The organism is Nostoc sp. ATCC 53789, assembly GCF_009873495.1.
GTDB lineage: Bacteria > Cyanobacteriota > Cyanobacteriia > Cyanobacteriales > Nostocaceae > Nostoc > Nostoc muscorum_A.
On sequence record NZ_CP046703.1, the window covers coordinates 4,630,301 to 4,647,734 of the forward strand.

10 protein-coding genes and 1 pseudogene are annotated in these 17,434 nt (G+C 38.9%); 4 read left to right on the forward strand and 7 right to left on the reverse strand.

Features of this window, described 5'->3' with window-relative positions; translation table 11 throughout:
- Positions 1-50: 50 nt before the first annotated feature.
- The 4 genes and pseudogenes from GJB62_RS19120 to GJB62_RS37515 all read right to left on the reverse strand — a co-directional run.
- On the reverse strand, positions 51-1,712 hold the full coding sequence (locus GJB62_RS19120; RefSeq protein ID WP_114082902.1) for an iron uptake porin: 1,662 nt from the start codon (positions 1,710-1,712) through the stop codon (positions 51-53).
- 133 nt (positions 1,713-1,845) lie between these two features.
- Positions 1,846-2,475 (reverse strand): Crp/Fnr family transcriptional regulator, encoded by a 630-nt coding sequence (locus tag GJB62_RS19125; protein ID WP_114082903.1) that lies wholly within the window; start codon positions 2,473-2,475, stop codon positions 1,846-1,848.
- A 697-nt stretch (positions 2,476-3,172) separates the two neighbouring features.
- The gene (locus GJB62_RS19130; RefSeq protein ID WP_114082904.1) at positions 3,173-4,420 is read right to left on the reverse strand and encodes a glycosyltransferase; all 1,248 of its coding nucleotides are present in this window, start codon (positions 4,418-4,420) and stop codon (positions 3,173-3,175) included.
- A gap of 187 nt (positions 4,421-4,607) precedes the next feature.
- A pseudogene (locus tag GJB62_RS37515) lies at positions 4,608-4,814 on the reverse strand (IS630 family transposase); the annotation flags it as partial.
- Between the two features lie 564 nt (positions 4,815-5,378).
- Here GJB62_RS37515 and GJB62_RS19135 point away from each other — a divergent pair.
- Positions 5,379-6,815: a hypothetical protein gene (locus GJB62_RS19135; RefSeq protein WP_114082906.1), complete on the forward strand. Its 1,437-nt coding sequence runs from the start codon at positions 5,379-5,381 to the stop codon at positions 6,813-6,815.
- 504 nt (positions 6,816-7,319) lie between these two features.
- Here GJB62_RS19135 and phoU read toward each other — a convergent pair.
- The 3 genes from phoU to GJB62_RS19150 are packed head-to-tail and all read right to left on the reverse strand — an operon-like array spanning position 7,320 to position 10,142.
- Positions 7,320-7,988 (reverse strand): phosphate signaling complex protein PhoU, encoded by a 669-nt coding sequence (phoU, locus tag GJB62_RS19140; RefSeq protein WP_114082907.1) that lies wholly within the window; start codon positions 7,986-7,988, stop codon positions 7,320-7,322.
- Between the two features lie 28 nt (positions 7,989-8,016).
- On the reverse strand, positions 8,017-9,336 hold the full coding sequence (locus GJB62_RS19145; protein ID WP_114082908.1) for an ATP-binding protein: 1,320 nt from the start codon (positions 9,334-9,336) through the stop codon (positions 8,017-8,019).
- Positions 9,337-9,389: 53 nt separating this feature from the next.
- Positions 9,390-10,142, reverse strand: coding sequence for a response regulator transcription factor (locus GJB62_RS19150; protein WP_012410556.1), 753 nt, complete (start codon positions 10,140-10,142; stop codon positions 9,390-9,392).
- 466 nt (positions 10,143-10,608) lie between these two features.
- Between GJB62_RS19150 and GJB62_RS19155 the strand changes: the two genes are divergently transcribed.
- The 3 genes from GJB62_RS19155 to GJB62_RS19165 all read left to right on the forward strand — a co-directional run bounded on the left by GJB62_RS19155 (position 10,609) and on the right by GJB62_RS19165 (position 16,773).
- Positions 10,609-11,592 carry a hypothetical protein gene (locus tag GJB62_RS19155; RefSeq protein WP_114082909.1) on the forward strand — a complete coding sequence of 328 codons (984 nt, stop codon included), beginning with the start codon at positions 10,609-10,611 and terminating at the stop codon, positions 11,590-11,592.
- Between the two features lie 53 nt (positions 11,593-11,645).
- Positions 11,646-12,725, forward strand: a complete 1,080-nt coding sequence (locus GJB62_RS19160) for a hypothetical protein (RefSeq protein WP_114082910.1) — start codon at positions 11,646-11,648, stop codon at positions 12,723-12,725.
- A gap of 751 nt (positions 12,726-13,476) precedes the next feature.
- Positions 13,477-16,773, forward strand: coding sequence for a PAS domain-containing protein (locus GJB62_RS19165; protein WP_114082911.1), 3,297 nt, complete (start codon positions 13,477-13,479; stop codon positions 16,771-16,773).
- Positions 16,774-17,434: the final 661 nt, after the last annotated feature.

The window sequence follows — 17,434 nt, forward strand, 5'->3', positions numbered from 1 at the left end:
AGGTGGGGTTTTGTTTATCTAATTCTGAGATTTATATTTCATCACCAATTTTAGAAGGAGAAAGTAGTACGCAGGGTAGCTACGTATTCAGTGTCGTTAGCGTCGTTGTGTTCTGGATTGAAGATTACCAACAAGCCAGGTGTTACCTGAATATTATCGGAAACCTTGTACTTGTAAAGACCCTCTAAGTGATAAGAGGTATTGTCGTCGAAGGTAGTATTACCAGCGACATTTTTGATGCTACCACCAGTAACTTTGGGTGGTTGACCAAAGATGATACCTAAAACGTTGCCTTCGCCACCAAAGTCTTTCAAAGCAAGCGCTCCAGCCCAATACCAAACGTCTGCATCTGTACCTGCATTAGCACCAGTAATCGCATCAGCAGTTGTATAACCTCCCCAACCACTAATAGCTAAGTTCGGGCTAAATTGGAAGGTAGCTTCTACACCGTAGTTGTTGGATATAGTACGAGTGTTATTCCCAAAGGGATTGTTAGCAAAAATACTACCTGTACTTTGGAAAAGGTTATTGTTAACAGTATTGTTAACAAGATTAGTTTGATAAGTACGAGCGTAAGTTAGACCAATATTAAAGGCTTTGGTGGGTTGGAAAGATAACTGACCAAAGATAGCGTTATCACCATCAAACAACCCATTATTAAGGGTAGGGTCATTAGCAGTTCTAGCTAGATAAGCACCGCTTAAACTGATGGCGCCTTTAGAATTGAAGGTAGCAGTTATACCACTGCCACCTTGACCTTGGCGATATATGGGGCTGAAACGTCCATAGCGTGAGAGCGCACCTCTACCAGAGCTTGCAAAGTCAGAGTTGAAGTTATTGACATTTTCGTATAATTCAGCACCAGTAGCATCAATTTTGACACGTACTGCATCAGTCAAGTTGAAAGCATAGTTGAGTTTATCGATGCTAACGCTGTTGCCAGTATCTCCATCAAAACCCAAGCGGGTCATGTTGGTACCAGTACCAGTACCCAATGCATCATTACCCCGATTGGAGACGATATTGCCAGCATTTAGACGTGTTTCCAACTGGTCTGTACCAGTGAAACTGCTGTACAATTTCAAACGAACGCGATCGCTAAAAGTGGTATTGGAATTCAAGTCTTGAGTAGGATTGCCACCACGAGCGGCTCTAGTGTCACCAAAAACATCAGACACTGCGAAAATTGCTTCTCCAACCAGCTTGGTGGTAGTAGAGAACTGATTAGCTTCCAACTCAGAAGTGCGAGCTTCTAGTCCATCCACACGACCGCGCAGAGTTGCTAATTCAGCAGAATATTCTTCTTGTAAGCGCTGTAAAGTAGCTAAATCTTGTTTGCTGACTAAATCAGCAGTAGCTGTAGCAATCAGTTCGTTAACCCGATCTAAACAGGCATTCAAACCTGCGGCAAATTCATAACGGGTCAAAGCACGATTCCCACGATAGGTACTGTTGGGATAACCTGCAATACAGCCGTAACGCTCAACTAGAGATTGTAAAGCTTGGAATGCCCAATCTGTGGGTTGCACATCTGAAAATTGCGAAACTGATGTTACCTGACTCATACCATTAGAGTCTTGAGCTTCAGATAACTGGGCAGCATTTGTTACTTGTTCGTTGACTTCAGCAGCTAGAGCGCTATTAGCAACAAAAAATGTCGCAGCTACAATAACTGGACTAACCTTAAAAAGATTCCAGAATCGTTTTGTCATGTTTATACTCTCACTCACACCTAAATAACCCGACCACTGTAAAACGCTTATAACACTTTACTTTCGGGAATTCTACACACTAATCACAGACACGATTATACATTACACTCTGTGAATTTTACAAGCAATTCAGCTAACATACTGCTGAACCATAATTTTTAATTAGTTTATTTGGTAAACGCAAAATAATGCGGCGTTTGTGACGTAGAACTGTTCCTTCTTCCTCCAATTGCTGTAAGAGGCGGGTAACTGTTACTCGCGTGGTATTTAATACTTCAGCAATATCTTGATGGGTAACATTTAAATCAATTAGTTTTCCCTTATCTACATCACGTCCAAATTTTTCACTTAACCACACCAAAAATTGCCATAAGCGTAGCGAAATTGGTTTTCGATGCACAATACTTAGTAGATCCTCTGCCTGTTGAATATGGGACAACAAAGCATTAATATCTTGATGCCATAAATGAGGCGGTACAATGCTTACTTCCACGCCTGTGAGACATTCAATTTGGTAGGGCTTGACCCTAGATAAAGGATAGCCAATCAGATCCCCTAATCCCCAATAACCAAGAGTGATGAATGTTCCATCTTCACTCCACGTTAAGGTACGAACTGCACCGTATTCAATACGCCAAAGTACGTCATTTTGAAGTGGAATTACTTCCCTACGGGTAAATATCTGCTGGGGTAATTGTCCGCCGAAAGCAGAGCTATTTGACACGACAGAAGAGTTTGAAGTAGGAGTTGTGGAATATATCATTAACAGTAACTACATAATTATCAGGCAATCTCGATATTTAAAATGATTAAGAAACTCTAATGATTTGTATAAAACAAAATCCACCTGTGTATCTAAATTATGTGTATTTTTACTTGTGAGGGCTAGAGACTAACTCAAAATCTTTTCATTGAAACAACTTCTTGTTTTAGGTATCTATGAGTTAGATAGATACTAATTTTTGTCAGGTGTTTGTCTGTTACTTTAGTTGTGCAAGTTTAAGAATAGGTAAGCTTTTAGTAAAATATTTAGTTAAATTATTTTTATTGAGCAAGTTTTCAACCGAAAAAGGTGGGTTTCGTTCGTTCCCATACGGAGTATGGGAACGAGCGAAACTACATTAACCTAAGTCTTTAAGACTTGTGTATACACCGTAAGTATGTATTGGGGAGGGAAAAAGATTTCTAATTTCCCGTTTTCATAAGCCAATACGCTTGGGTTTAGGCTATGCAGTGCAAAGAATAGGAAACAAAATAAGGAACTCCCTCATCAAGTTTCTTAGAACCAGCGTGAATTCGGTCTACTACACTCTTTCAATATACAAGCGTGCAATTTTCCCCTTTTAACAAGCCAAAAAGGGATGACTTTAGCTGCTAAGTATCGTTTTTTACTACATTTATTTACCTCTATCCTGAGATTTAAGTTCGTTATAAAGGCAAAAATCAAAATCTCGTTGTGATTATTTTACTTCGGTGACACGCCAGCTAAGTTTCAAATTAATCCAGAAATTCCAGATAGTAGCAACTGCGATCGCAATAAAGTTGGCAATATAACGGTTAGGAATAAGAAAATTGAATACCAAATTTAATACCAGTACATTCAATACTAAGCCAGCAAGGCAAATGGCGTTGAACTTCAAAAACCGCTTTAGGCGTTGATGCCATTCTTGCTGTCTGGCGCTGACATCAGCAAATGTCCAAGCGTCATTCCACAAAAAATTATTTAAAATCGCAATTTCACCAGCCATAATTTTGCTGCGTGTTAGGGGCCAAGCCAAGGTAGTGGGATCGCTGAGTAAATAAAGAATTGTCATATCCACAAATACCCCACTCAGTCCAACTAAGCCAAAGCGGATAAATCGGCCAATGGGGAAACCCGTTTGTTGAGTAAGTTTTTGTTTTTTATTACCTCCGGTTAGCCGTAACCTTACTAAATGGTGAATGTAATCTATGTATTGTTTCCATGTAACTTTGCTTTCACCCTCTTTGCGTTCACAAAATACATATCCAACTTCGGCAACTTCATCTACCTTTCCGCGTCCGATTACTTCTAAGAGAATTTTGTATCCCACTGGATTGAGTGTTGCATTAGCGATCGCACTTCGACGCACCATAAAATAACCACTCATCGGGTCAGAAACTCTGCCCAGTACTCCCGGCAAAATAACCAAGCCTAATAATTGAGCGCCACGAGACAATAAACGTCTGACAACACTCCAGCTACTAACACCCCCTCCTTCAACATGACGACTAGCTACTGCCAAATCCGCTCCCTGCTCAACACTACGCAACAGTTGCATTAGCACCTCTGGCGGATGCTGCAAATCTCCATCAATTACCCCTAACACATTTCCCGTAGCTGCTTGCCACCCACGAATCACTGCCGAAGATAGCCCCCGCTCTTGTTCTCGTCGCATCACCCGCAACTGAGGGTATTCTGTTGTCAGAGATTGTGCTATTTCCCAAGTTCGGTCTGGGCTATCATCGTCTACCACAATTAGTTCATATTTTCCTGGAATTGATTCATCCAGTAACTGACTCAATATACTGACCACATTCTGGATGTTGTCACGCTCTTTATAAGTAGGAATTACTAGAGATAAATGGATAGATTCACCAGTTATACCCACATTATTAGGGGGCAACTCTGAAATCTTTAGTGGGCCTGTTGGTACTGCTAACAGCGAGTTGGATGAGTTTATCTTCATAATTTCACATTTATCTGTAAAGACTAAAGGAAATAGAGTCGAACATCTGCGCGCTTTATTGACTGAACCTGGTTAGCCAAAGTTTTTTGTTACATTTAGATGTTCTGAAAAGTTTGACATCTGCCTCCTGCTTTCTTAACGGAGGTGGGTTTAAAACCCTTGTCTATTATCTCTGCACGTTTTATATATTCAGAAGTCCATAACTTCCTTTATGTGTAAGCTTTAAACCTTCAGTTACCCTTTGAAAAAATGATTTTTTCCATTTACTGATGAAACATAGTATTGGCATTATTGCTTCATGACTGTATCCACAGAGTGGCATATTAACTGCATTTGTTCGTTTAATGTCACCATTATCTTGGCTGTTTTCAATAAACTTTGTTATTGATTCTATCCACATGACATACCCTGTACTTAGTCGCAAACATGACTTTAGTTGCTTTTTCAGTATTGAATCTTATCAGAAATGGTTTAAAATTACTATACATCTCACGAATGATTTAGGATTGCTGTATTAATTGCTATATTGTTTTTTGAGTTTTGCGAGCGAGTAATAATTGAAGATGTTCAGTTTTCCTAAATAACTTTATAGTACTCTTGCGTAAGATACATTCAATTGTATAAAATTATTCAATTTCAAAATTGGATTGGAACTTGAACTGTTTAAGACTAGCAAGGTCAACACCTAGCTTCATTTGAATTTTGGATTTAATATCTGTATTAAACTCAGGGTAAGCACATCTCAAATTTTATTGACAAAATAGAATAGGAATTTATGGTTTGGTTGAGTTCTACAGACTAAATAGCGAAGGCTTAAGTTATTAGCAATAAGAGGTACTGAATGGGATTACTTAGGTCTCTATTTAGATTAGGGATTTCTCATTCAAAATATGTGCTTGCCTTGGTATTAAACCATTCTATATTGTTAATGAATGATTAATTATTTATATTTATGCTTATGCTAAATGCAAACAATTTATCTAACAGTAAGAAAAACCAAATATTATTAGGTTTAGCCATATTTTTGTCATTAATATTATGTGGAGAATTAGCAATTAGAGCTTATTCTTTTTATCTTGATGCTTTAGGTAATTCTACAGGTCGATATTTACCTGATTTTCCCAACCATTTTGACCAAATAAGAACAGGCATAGAACTCCTTTTTTTAACTATTATATATGTTGTGTGGCTAATAATAAACAAGAATAAGGAAAAAGATATAACCTTTATAAAAATTTTAAAAAATAGTTCATTTTTTCTGTTAATTGCCTTTGCAAGTTATCCAATAACTACTGATATCAATTTGTATATACATTATGGTTTGATGTATTTAAATGGAGTTAACCCTTTTCTGAATCCTGCAAGCACATTTACCTCAGAATTGTCTCCATTTCTTGCTTGGAAACAGACTTCTACTTATGGGCCTATATCTCAACTATTTTTTATGTTTTCTGCTTTTTTCGTTGCAATTACTCCTAGCTTAGGAATTTATGTATTTAAATTAATCTGTCTTTTATTCCATATATTAAATAGTTACTTAATTTGGGGGCATTTAAAAAACTATCCTTATAAAGTTAATGTAACAACTGCATATTTAGTTAGCCCATTACTTTTGTATGAGCAGGTCACAAATGCTCATATAGATGTCTTAATTTCTACCATTTTAATTATTCTAATAATATTTCTTAAAAACTATAATTATCTAGCTGCGATTGTTATAGCTTGGATTGGTTTTCTAATTAAAACATTACCAATTGTTTGGTTACCTCTAATTTTTGTTTATTTGATTAAGCAACAGCGTTGGAAAATTTTATTTAGTGGCATTTTTATCTCTGTAGCTATAATTTTTGCAACTTCTCTGATAGCTTTACCTTCAGTCGATGCTTGGACAAGCCTTTTCAATCCTGGCGTTAAAGACAGAGTAGGTGGTTCATTATATTCTTTGATTAAGAATTTACTAAGTATAAAAATACTAAACCTTCCTGTAACTTTACAAGCAACTGTATTCTCAAGATTTAAACCTATAATCTTTTCTATATTTGTAATTTCTTATTTAATTATTCTGGTAAAACCATATTTGAAAAAAACATATTCTACAACTAGTTTTAGTACAAATATAGGATGGATTACCTTAATATTATTTTTGTTTGCTGCTCCTTGGTATTGCTCTTGGTATTCCTCTGTTCTGTTGGCAGTCGTAGCTTTAAACATAGATTCTAATTCAAAAAGATTCGTGATTACTAGCATCGTCTTCTGTCTTAGCAGTACTGTTTTTTACTATCTATTACGAGGTATCCGACTGTACGATTTTTTAACGGTTGTACCAACCTTAGCAGTAATTATATTTTGGCTTGTACGTGATATCCAAGCTCTAAAAGAGCCACTGAAAAACTGAATAAAAAGCTACCATTTTTATAATTAAACAGTAAATAGTTTTTCTACCTGCTCATACAGATTTATAATTATAATCGCTAATTTTGTGGTAATAATAATTAAAATTTATTTAATGCCTATAATTTGCCAACTATAAAAGCCCAACATTTTATCGTTCTTCACTACTTATTATGCCAAATCGTTGTAGGCTAAAATAGCCCTGCACTCGTTACTCACATGTTTATTTACAATCTTTTAATCCTTCTTTTATAAGCATCTGAGAGACTTAGAGATTAGGCATACTTGACAAATTCACGCTTAATATTCTTGCTAATACTGCCTTTTTATTGAGAATTAACGACTAACTAATCAGGGTTAGAAAAACAAAAGCGATCGCTATCGCAAATGTTAAGACAGATCCGGGTAATGGATAGTCTTAAAAAGAGGGGAGCTAAAATCAAGATCCACCCCATTTATTGGAGAGCTAGAGGTAGTGACTTTAGGCTGTTGATTCATGAACTGTCAATTAAGAGCGTTGACCAGTGACAATATATGCTACCCTCTGACCGATATTAGTTGCATGATCTGCCATCCGTTCCAGACAACGAATTGCCAGTGCTAGCAGCACAATTGGCTCGACTACACCAGGTACATCCCGTTGTTGGGCTAAAGTTTGATAAACGCGATCGTAAGCATCGTCTACAGTATCATCTAGGTGCTTTAAACGGCGACCACCGCCTTCATCGAAATCTCCCAAAGCCTTCAAGCTAGTTGCTAGCATCGCCTGTGCGTGAAGGGACATGGCTTCGATTTCAGATAAACACGTATGAGGCGCATAAGGAAAAATTTTAATCGCAATCTCAGCTAAATCTTCAGCATAATCGCCAATGCGCTCTAAGTCTCGCACCAGTTGCATAAAGGCACTCAAGCAGCGCAAATCTTGAGCCGTAGGCGCTTTCAGCGTCATAATCGCCGTACAGTCTGATTCGATTTGACGATAAAAGCGATCAATCTTTTTATCTAATAGAGGAAGTTGCTCTGCTGCTGTTAAGTTACGAGCAAATAACGCTTGGTGGCTGAGGCGAAACGATTGTTCTACCAAAGCACCCATGCGTAATACGTCCCGTTCTAAGCGCCTAATGGCGCGTGCTAGTTCGGGTCTTTGAGGATTGGAACCATAATGGACAGCTTTCACACTTGTTGTCTTAAAGGTGAAGATATTACTAACTATAGTCTTGGCTTAAGGAGTTTGCCATAACTTCAGGAAATTGAAGTTGCATCCACGCACCACCGGTTTCTGGATGGTTCATAGCTTTGATTGAGCCACCGTGGGCGATCAGAATTTGCTCAACGATCGCTAAACCTAAACCATTGCCAACGATCGCCCCGATGGAGTTACTATCTTGTGGGGAATGGGTTCGTGCCTTATCTCCTCGATAAAATCGCTCAAAAACGTGGGGTAAATCTGCCTCAGAAAACCCGACTCCAGAATCAATAAGATTTATTTCTAGAATTGGAGAAGTAGCATCATGATCTTTTGTTGATAAGATTTTCGCTTCAACCCGAATACTTGTAGAAGGAGGGCTGTATTTTATACTGTTGTCTAGCAAGTTGAGAAAAACTTGAAAAATCCGGGCTTGATCTGCTTTAATCCAAAGATTTTCTGGGCCAGAATAAGAAATAGATAGATGTTGGCGCTGTGCTAAGGGTTCTAGTGTTTCCCAAACAGATGTAATTAGCGATCGCAATTCTACAGCTTTGGCTTGCAATTGCATGGTTGGGTTTGCTTCCATTTGGGTCAAGTCTAACCAGCTTTGCACTAGATTAATCAGCCGATCAACTTCCTGCATCAAACGGTTAACCCAGCGATTTAGAGGTGGTTCCAAGCGGATTTGTAAAGTTTCCACCACCAAGCGAATCGAAGTCAAGGGCGTTCTGAGTTCGTGGGCTAAATCAGAAAAAGAGCGATCGCGTACTTGATTTATGTCTAATAGGGGTTGACGATTTTCTAAAAATACTCCTACTTGTCCATTCGGTAAAGGCAAACTAGATGCCCGCAAAGCCAGAGATTTGATTGTTGACATTTCTGCCGCATCATCAAAAGATGGATGAAAAATCCATTCTCCCGTCTGTGGTTTTTGGCGATCGCGAGTTTGCTCAATTAAATGGTCAAGTTCGTAAGACCGTACCAATTCTAGTAGTAAGCGTACTTCTTCTGGTTGCCACCTTTGCAGATACAAAATTTCCTGCGCCTGCCGATTACACCACAGCAGCTGATTTTCCTCATCTACTTGCAAATATCCCACTGGTGCAAAATCTAGCAAATCTTGGTAAGTTTGCAATGATTGCTGCAAATCTTGCCGTTGCTGTTTCACCATCGCTATTTCCTGCCATAACCCAGGAATCAGCAGCAGTCCCTTCTTGTCAGAATGCGAGGTTAACGGTCGGAATAAGCGCCCCAGGTAGCGGTTAAGTTGAACCTGTTGCCAAATCCAAAACCCAATGCCTACTGCTAAACCCAGAAAAAATCCCAATAAAAGCATTTGAGTTGTTAGTTTGTTGGTGACTACTAAAAACTAACAACTATCTAAACTAATTATCCAAACCTATAGCCAAAACCTCGTACAGTCACAATATATTCCGGATGACTGGGGTCTTGCTCTAATTTTTCGCGCAACCAGCGAATATGAACGTCTACGGTTTTACTATCACCAACGAAATCTGGCCCCCAAACCTGATCTAGTAATTGTTCCCGCGACCATACCCTCCGGGCGTAACTCATAAACAATTCCAGCAAGCGGAACTCTTTAGGTGAAAGGCTCACTTCTTGGCCACGAACCAGCACCCGACATTCTTGAGGATTCAAGGTAACATCTTTGAATTTTAATACTGGTAGTTGTGGTAAATTACTTAGGCGTTGGCGGCGGAGTAAAGCGCGACAACGAGCCACTAACTCGCGCATACTAAAAGGTTTGGTCAGGTAGTCATCTGCTCCCACCTCTAACCCCAGAACGCGGTCAGTTTCACTACCCTTAGCACTGAGCATTAAAATCGGTACTGGGTTTCCTTGATGACGCAGCAAACGGCATATATCTAGCCCATTGATTTGCGGCAGCATCAAATCAAGAATGATCAAATCAAAGGGAACTTCCCCTGAGTTGGTTTCAAAACTTTTGAGATACTCTATAGCAGATCGCCCATCGGGTGCAGTTATCACCCCGTAACCTTCTTCTTCCAGGGCTACAGCTAGCATTTCCTGGATTAATTCTTCATCTTCTACTACTAGAATACGGCTGGTTTGTCCAATTTCCGTTCTGGCAGAGTATTTGGTCGATTCAGTGGTATACATTGATATCACAAAAGTCTGGGACTGTGCTTGTATCAATTAGCATGATTAAACTTATTATCTCGCCTTAGTGCGACGGCGCTTGTGCTAGGGTTAATTCTTTTAGATTTTCTTTACAAAAAGTAATATATTCAACATCATTCTCTTAAATCACCATGATTGCCAGCTTTTAATACTTCGTTGGGTGGCGCAATTATATAAAGCATTATCTTGACAAGAAGAGATGAGGTTAGGTATATTCATCTTAGTACAAAAGTACTAACAAATCTCAAAGGGAAAACTATACCTGAAAAATAGCAGGACATAACTGTGGAAAATTCGTACCACATAAGTGTCCTATATCGATCATTTCAGTATTTCCACTGCGTTAAAAATGTTGATTTAAAGGCTACTCTGATGTCTGCATAGGGTAGTCCTTGGTATGGCTTGCTACCCAATAAATCATTTGCCTATTGAAGGGAGTTGGAAGATGACTACAGTTGGAGTCAAGGACAGCAAACAACAACTAATGCAAGCATTTCAACAAATTATTATCCAAAGAAAAAAGCTGGAATCTAAAATAGCAACCAAACAAGAGGAAGCAGACAAGGCAAAAAGTCAAGAAATTCTGCAAGCAGCTTCTGCATATACGGTTGATAGTATCGTCAAAGGTTTAGCTGATTTACAATTGGAGTTTGGCAGTATTCTCAATGCGTTATCTGAAAAACTAGCTCAGGAAAATTCTAAGTTAGATGAATTGAACCGAGCTATAGAAATTGAAACTCAACGCTTACAAGAGCTTCAACAAATCAGAGTTGTAGCGGATACTCTAGACATTTTAAGTCAAGAACACCAAGAAAAATTAAAAACCCTAGAGCAAGATACTATCAGCAAAAGGGAAGCACTAGAAAAAGAAATTACAATTAGGCGGAAAGAATGGCAAAAAGAGCAAGCAGAGTATGAAGAAAAACTCCAAGAGTATAACGATTTCTTAGTCAAAGAGCGCCAGCAAGAACAAGAAGAATCTCAATATAAGTTAGAAACTACTCGTAAACTCAATACAGATAGCTACGAAGCGGTAAAACGCCAACAACAAAGGGAAATACAAGAAAATTCTCAAAAGAAAGATAAAGATTGGGCACAACGAGAAAAGATATTCGCTGAACGCCAACCACTGTTTGCAGACTATGAACAAAAGGTAACTACATTTCCTAACGAACTGGAAGAAGCCGTTAAGAAAGCTAGAGAAGAAGCAATTAAAGAAACAAGCCAAAAAGCTAAAATTGAGGCTGATTTATTTGAGAGAGAATGGGAATCTAACAAACAGAGTTATGAACAAAAAATTCAATCTCTGGAAGAAACAATTAAGAAACAGTCTGAGCAAATAGAAGGTATCTCTGCTCAATTGCAAACTGCATTAAAACAAGCACAAGACTTAGCTATGAGGGCTTTTGGTAGTTCTAATCCTAAATAGTTACGAGTTTGTAGCATCTTAACCATTTTTAATTCCTGAAGAGGAGGTTTGTTGTGGTGGTGAAAAAGCCAACTGATAAGAATACTAAAGTAGAAATTCTTCAGGCGTTTGAAGAGTTAGCTAAAGAAAAAGCAGCACTGAAATCGGAACTTGAAAAAGTTGCCAAAGAAAGCCAGCCTGGAACAAAAGAACAGCCTAAATTAGAACAAAAAACAGATATGAATCAGCTTTCGAGTGTCCAACAGAAGATGAACAATACAATTGAAAGCTTGGCAAAGATTCAATTAGGTTTTGGCAGTGCTGCTAATGAATTATCGGAACAGCTAACCACAAAAGCCTCTAAGTTGGAAGAAATCAGGCGAAATTTAGAAGAAGAAATACAACAATTAACACAGCTGCACAATTTAGAAATTTCTGATGATATCTTGGATACTCTCATCCAATCTTATGAAGATAATACGAAAGCTTATCAGGAAGAATATAACCAGCGTTCTGAAGTGTTATTCCAAGAAATACTAGAACAAAGAAATACTTGGGGAAAAGAACAAGAAGAACAGCAACGGGCTATAAAAGAACGGAATGAAAACTTGAAGAAAACTCGACAACGCGATGCATCAGAGTATAAATATAATTTAGAACTCCAACGACAATTGCAAAGTGACGAATACGAACAAGAGCAGAAAGCACTATATAAACAACTAGAAGAATTACTACAAGAGACAGAGAAACAATGGGCTGAACGAGAGAAAGCAATTTCTGAGAGAGAGAAACAATTTGAAGAATTAAAAGCTAAGGTAGAGGCTTTCCCGAAAGATAAAGAAGCAGCTATCAAAAAAGCTATAGAAGAAGGCAAAGGCATCGCCCATTACCAGGCGAAAGTAAAATCAGATTTATATTCTAAGGAAGTGGAAGGGCAAAAGCGTTTCTATGAACAAAGGCTGCAATCTCTAGAACAAACTATTACTAATCAAGAGACGCGGATTCAAAATCTTTCTAAACAACTTGAATCTGCTCTCAAGCAAGTTCAGGATTTGGCAGTTAAAGCTATTGAAGGGACTTCAAATGTTAATTCATATCAGGCTATTAAAGAAATAGCTTTAGAACAGGCAAAAACTCAAGCGAAAAATAAATAATACCGATTATTTTTGACGTTGCACAGAGCAAGGGGCTTAAGCTCCTTGTTTTAAGCTGTTACGCAAATAAGATTGCACATCAACTGGTGAGGTTGTCCTTTGTCAATTGTCCTTGGTAAACACTTTTGACTAATGACTAATGACGGTCTACACGGAAAATATTGCAATATGTAGGCGCGTTAGCTTATCAAGGTTGATTTTGTGCCGCTTCCCATAGAATTGGTATAAGCTGATTTATTTTTATGACAATTGATTTTAGAGACTTAATTTAAATTAAGTCTCTACAACGGACTATAACGCTTTTATTCGGTTTTCTTTGGTTTTTTGATGTCTGGGGGAGGTTGTAATCTCTTCTTCTTTGTTCCGGTAGCCTGTGTTTGCTGAAATGCTTGATTAGAATTTGGCTCTTGACTAGACATAATAGTAAATTTTAAAATCTCCGACAATATTATCTACATTACGGGTATTGTAGATTACAGAAATATATCACAAGGAATTTAAATTTTTAACTAAAAAATTAGTACATAATGTTAATCGTGTAATAATCTTTGCTTTGTTTATACTTAAGGTTGATTCGGCATAATCTTAATACCCTTTCCTGGATAGCTTTCTAAATTTAGACTTATCGGCAACTGGGAAAGCTGATTAGATAGTAATATTTTGCCTAAAAAAGGAAGAAATAAGGCTAAAATTTATGTAAGTACAAGCCGTTGAATATTAAATTAACTTTAAATTTATTTAACTTTACAGAATGCCAGACGCGGAAAAGTCCCAAAACCAGCTGGCTAATGAAAAGCTGCTGCATCGGCAAGTTAGTAAAAAAGCAAATTATTCGCTCTTAGCCAGTGGAGAAGAGGGAATGGTGCTTCAGTTGGCGGATGGTACTATCCAGGCTTGCAGTGCAGCTTGCGATCGCATTTTGGGACTAACCACAGCACAACTTGTAGGGCAGAATTTGCTCGATTCCAAGTGGCAATTTCTTCATGAAGATGGCTCTCCTTTAACTAGCGAAACTCACCCAGCGATCGCTGCTCAGAAAACAGGTAGACCTTGCTTGAATGTGGTGTGTGGCTTTTATAAGCCAAATGGTCAGCTAGTCTGGCTATTGTTGTCTTCAAAACCTCTGTTCCAAGCAGGAGTAAACACTCCTTTTGCGATCGTCACAACTTTTTCGGATATTACAGAATTTAAGCACGCACAACTTGAGGAAAAATGTAACTGTACTGAAGATACTCAACAAGTTGAAGAAGAAAGTTGGTTGCAGCCAGAAGCTGAGAGTAGTGTTCCTCTTGCCTCTCTTGTTGATGCAAATGAATCTCAGATACTGTGGGATAGTCAACGTTTGTTCCAACAAATTGCTGGTACTCTTCCGGGGATACTTTACATATACGACCTGATTGAGCAGCGAAATTCTTATGTTAATTACGAAATTGCTCAAGGTTGGGGCTACACACCAGCAGAAATCCAGGCAATGGGAAAGGATTTATTTACCCAACTTCTACACCCTGAAGATTTGGCTCGACTCCCTACTTATTTTGAAAGATTTAATTCTACCTGTCAGGGCGAAGTCCTCAGTTTTGAATACCGCATTCGACACGCGAATGGAGAATGGCGTTGGTTTTGTAGCTATGACACTGTATATAGCAGAACTGTTGAGGGATTCCCGAAATATCTTTTAGGCATTGCTTTCGATATCACAGAGCGACGACATATAGAAATTTCGCTGCGGCAAAGTAACGAAAGGTTTGAGCTAGCAGCTGCGGCGGTTAATTGCCTAATCTATGACTGGGAAATTCACAGAAGTAGTGTAGAAAGAACTCAGGGTTTAACCCAGGTTTTTGGCTACACACAACAAGAAGCTGAACCTACCTTCGAGTGGTGGCAACAACTTATCCACCCCGATGACCAACAAAGAGTTAATGACCAGTTCATGGCTAGTATGGCCAATGGCAACCGTTATAGCATTGAGTATCGAATCCGTCACAAAGATGGTCGCTATTTATGGGTGCAAGACCAGGGTTTTGCTGTCCGGGAAGCAAATGGTCAGGTAGTTAGGGTTGTTGGTGCTAGTACTGATATTACCGAACAGCAAGCTATACTGCGTGATCGCCAGCAAATTGAAACAAATCTGCGCGAGAGTGAAGAACGGATTCGGTTAGCCACGACTGCTGCGGAACTGGGTATGTGGTTTTGGAATATTACCACCAACGAGTTAGTTTGGACAGAGAAATGTAAGGAGCTATTTGGACTAGCCCCAGAAGTCGAAATGAGCTATGAGCTTTTCCTCAACTGCATACATCCAGAAGATCGTCAACGCCTCAATGAAGCGATCGCTCGTTGTTTTCAGGAAAAGGTTGAGTATGACATTGAATACCGCAGTCTTTGGTCTGATGGTAGCATTCATTGGATTGCTGCTAAAGGTCGTGTCTTTTACGAAGCCGACGATCAGCCAGTTCGGATGATGGGTACTTCTCAGGATATTACTGGGCGCAAACAGATAGAAAATGATTTGCGCCAGCGTGAAACTCAATTAAGGCGCTTAGTTGATTCCAATATTATTGGCATTATGTTCGCTACACCTGACCATATTACTGAGGCGAACGAGGCTTTTTTAGAAATGGTGGGTTATACGCGAGAGGAACTATTAGCAGGTAAAGTACGCAGAAAACAGATGACTCCACCGGAATATCACGCTCTTGATGAGCAGGGGATAGAGCAACTTTTAACGGTTGGAGTATGTAATCCTTTTGAAAAAGAATATATCCGCAAAGATGGTTCGCGCATTCCCATACTAATTGGTGGTGCTTTGGTAGAAAAAGATCCGCCATCTTGGATCTGTTTTATTCTGGACTTAACCCCAAGGAAGCAATTAGAACAGACACTTAGACAACAAGCAGAGGAACTCAAACAGGCGAACCGAAACAAAGACGAATTTCTCGCCATTCTCTCCCACGAATTGCGATCGCCCCTCAACCCAATTTTAGGCTGGTCATCGCTACTCAAAAGCCGCAAATTTGATGAAGCTACTACCAATCGGGCCTTAGAAACCATCGAAAGAAATACTCAATTGCAGATTCAATTAATTGATGAATTGCTGGATGTATCCCGAATTATTCGCGGTAAGTTGAACCTGACTTTTGCCACTGTTAACCTAGCATCTGTAATTGATGCTGCATTAGAAACAGTCCGGTTAATCGCAGAAAGCAAATCCATCCAAATAAAAATACAGCTTGACCCTAATGTTGGTAAAGTGTCTGGCGATTATTATCGCTTACAGCAAGTTGTAGGGAATTTACTCTCGAATGCTGTCAAGTTCACTCCTCCTAACGGTTCTGTGGAAGTCAACCTATCGTTAAATAGGGAATTGACTTCCCACTCAGCACTGATTCAAGTTAAAGACACTGGACAAGGGATTTCCCCTGAATTCCTCCCCCACGTATTTGAATATTTTCGTCAAGCTGATAGCAGTACAACCAGAAAATTTGGCGGGCTGGGGTTGGGATTGGCAATAGTTCGCAACCTGGTAGAGCTGCATGGTGGAACTATAACAGCAGCTAGTCCAGGAGAAGGACAGGGAGCAATTTTTATTGTGAGACTGCCTGTGATGAAAGAGATTAGGGGAGATGAGAAAACTGGGGGAGGCACAGAGAAATTTAACTCGTTAGCGATCGCTGGACTGCGGATATTGATTGTTGATGATGATGCTGATACACGGGAGTTTTTGCACTTCTTCCTACAGCAGAATGGGGTACTAACAACTGTTGCAGCATCGGTAACTGAGGCGCTCGCTGTCATAGTCAAGACCATACCTGATGTATTAATCAGTGATTTAGGAATGCCAGAGATGGATGGCTACAGCCTAATTAAGCTACTCAGGGCTATGCCAAAGGAAGAGGGAGGGGAAATTCCGGCGATCGCTCTTACAGCTTATGCGGGAGAAAGCGATCGCGATCGAGTTCTAGCATCTGGTTTTCAGAAACATATTGCCAAGCCAGTACAACCAACTGAATTAATAACCTCAATTGCAGATTTGGTAGGTCAAAGATAAGTAACACTTGTGACTGGCTCAAAATGTGAAGAGACGTTGCACTTCTCTGAAATTCAAATAGGACTTACGCAAACAATAGCCGAAACCTTTATTTTCAGGTAGGGGCAATTCATCAATTACCGCTATGCGTGTAGGTTTGCGTGACTCTTATCAAAAATCCTAGTTTATCCTTGGATTGATTTTCATAAAATTGTCTTTTGCAAAAGAATAATTCCGAGGTAAAAATCTTGGCGCAATCATGCCCCAAATCTTTGATTGCGATCGCTAATTTCCAGTCTAGTATTAGAAATTTTTATATCAAGGACAACTATCTAAAGAGTGAAAGTTTTTGATCGCAATCCAGCCATTAGTTAGTTGTATAATCTCCATTAAAGGATAATAATACATGATATCGTCAACATACATTGCTACTTCTTAAACCTTGTTAAAGATCGTGATGCATTGAGCTTGACGGTATTAACCCTCGTCCGCAATTATAAAGAAACGGCTATTAAAAGCCAATTTTCTTACTGCTTGACGGCGATTTTATAACTGATAAAATCGTCTAATTTCATTAAGGATATTTATTATTGCAACGTAGGATATTACCACAGAATCACTGATTATCGTTATTAGTGTTATCTGCGGTTCTTTAAAAATCAAATAGGATCTAATACTATTT

Bases quoted from the DNA above. Each gene is read 5' to 3' on its own strand.
- GJB62_RS19135 (WP_114082906.1), top strand. From the start codon at position 5,379: ATGCTAAATGCAAACAATTTATCTAACAGTAAGAAAAACCAAATATTA.
- GJB62_RS19150 (WP_012410556.1), bottom strand. From the start codon at position 10,142: ATGTATACCACTGAATCGACCAAATACTCTGCCAGAACGGAAATTGGA.
- GJB62_RS19130 (WP_114082904.1), bottom strand. From the start codon at position 4,420: ATGAAGATAAACTCATCCAACTCGCTGTTAGCAGTACCAACAGGCCCA.
- GJB62_RS19120 (WP_114082902.1), bottom strand. From the start codon at position 1,712: ATGACAAAACGATTCTGGAATCTTTTTAAGGTTAGTCCAGTTATTGTA.
- GJB62_RS19155 (WP_114082909.1), top strand. From the start codon at position 10,609: ATGACTACAGTTGGAGTCAAGGACAGCAAACAACAACTAATGCAAGCA.
- GJB62_RS19145 (WP_114082908.1), bottom strand. From the start codon at position 9,336: ATGCTTTTATTGGGATTTTTTCTGGGTTTAGCAGTAGGCATTGGGTTT.
- GJB62_RS19125 (WP_114082903.1), bottom strand. From the start codon at position 2,475: ATGATATATTCCACAACTCCTACTTCAAACTCTTCTGTCGTGTCAAAT.
- GJB62_RS19165 (WP_114082911.1), top strand. From the start codon at position 13,477: ATGCCAGACGCGGAAAAGTCCCAAAACCAGCTGGCTAATGAAAAGCTG.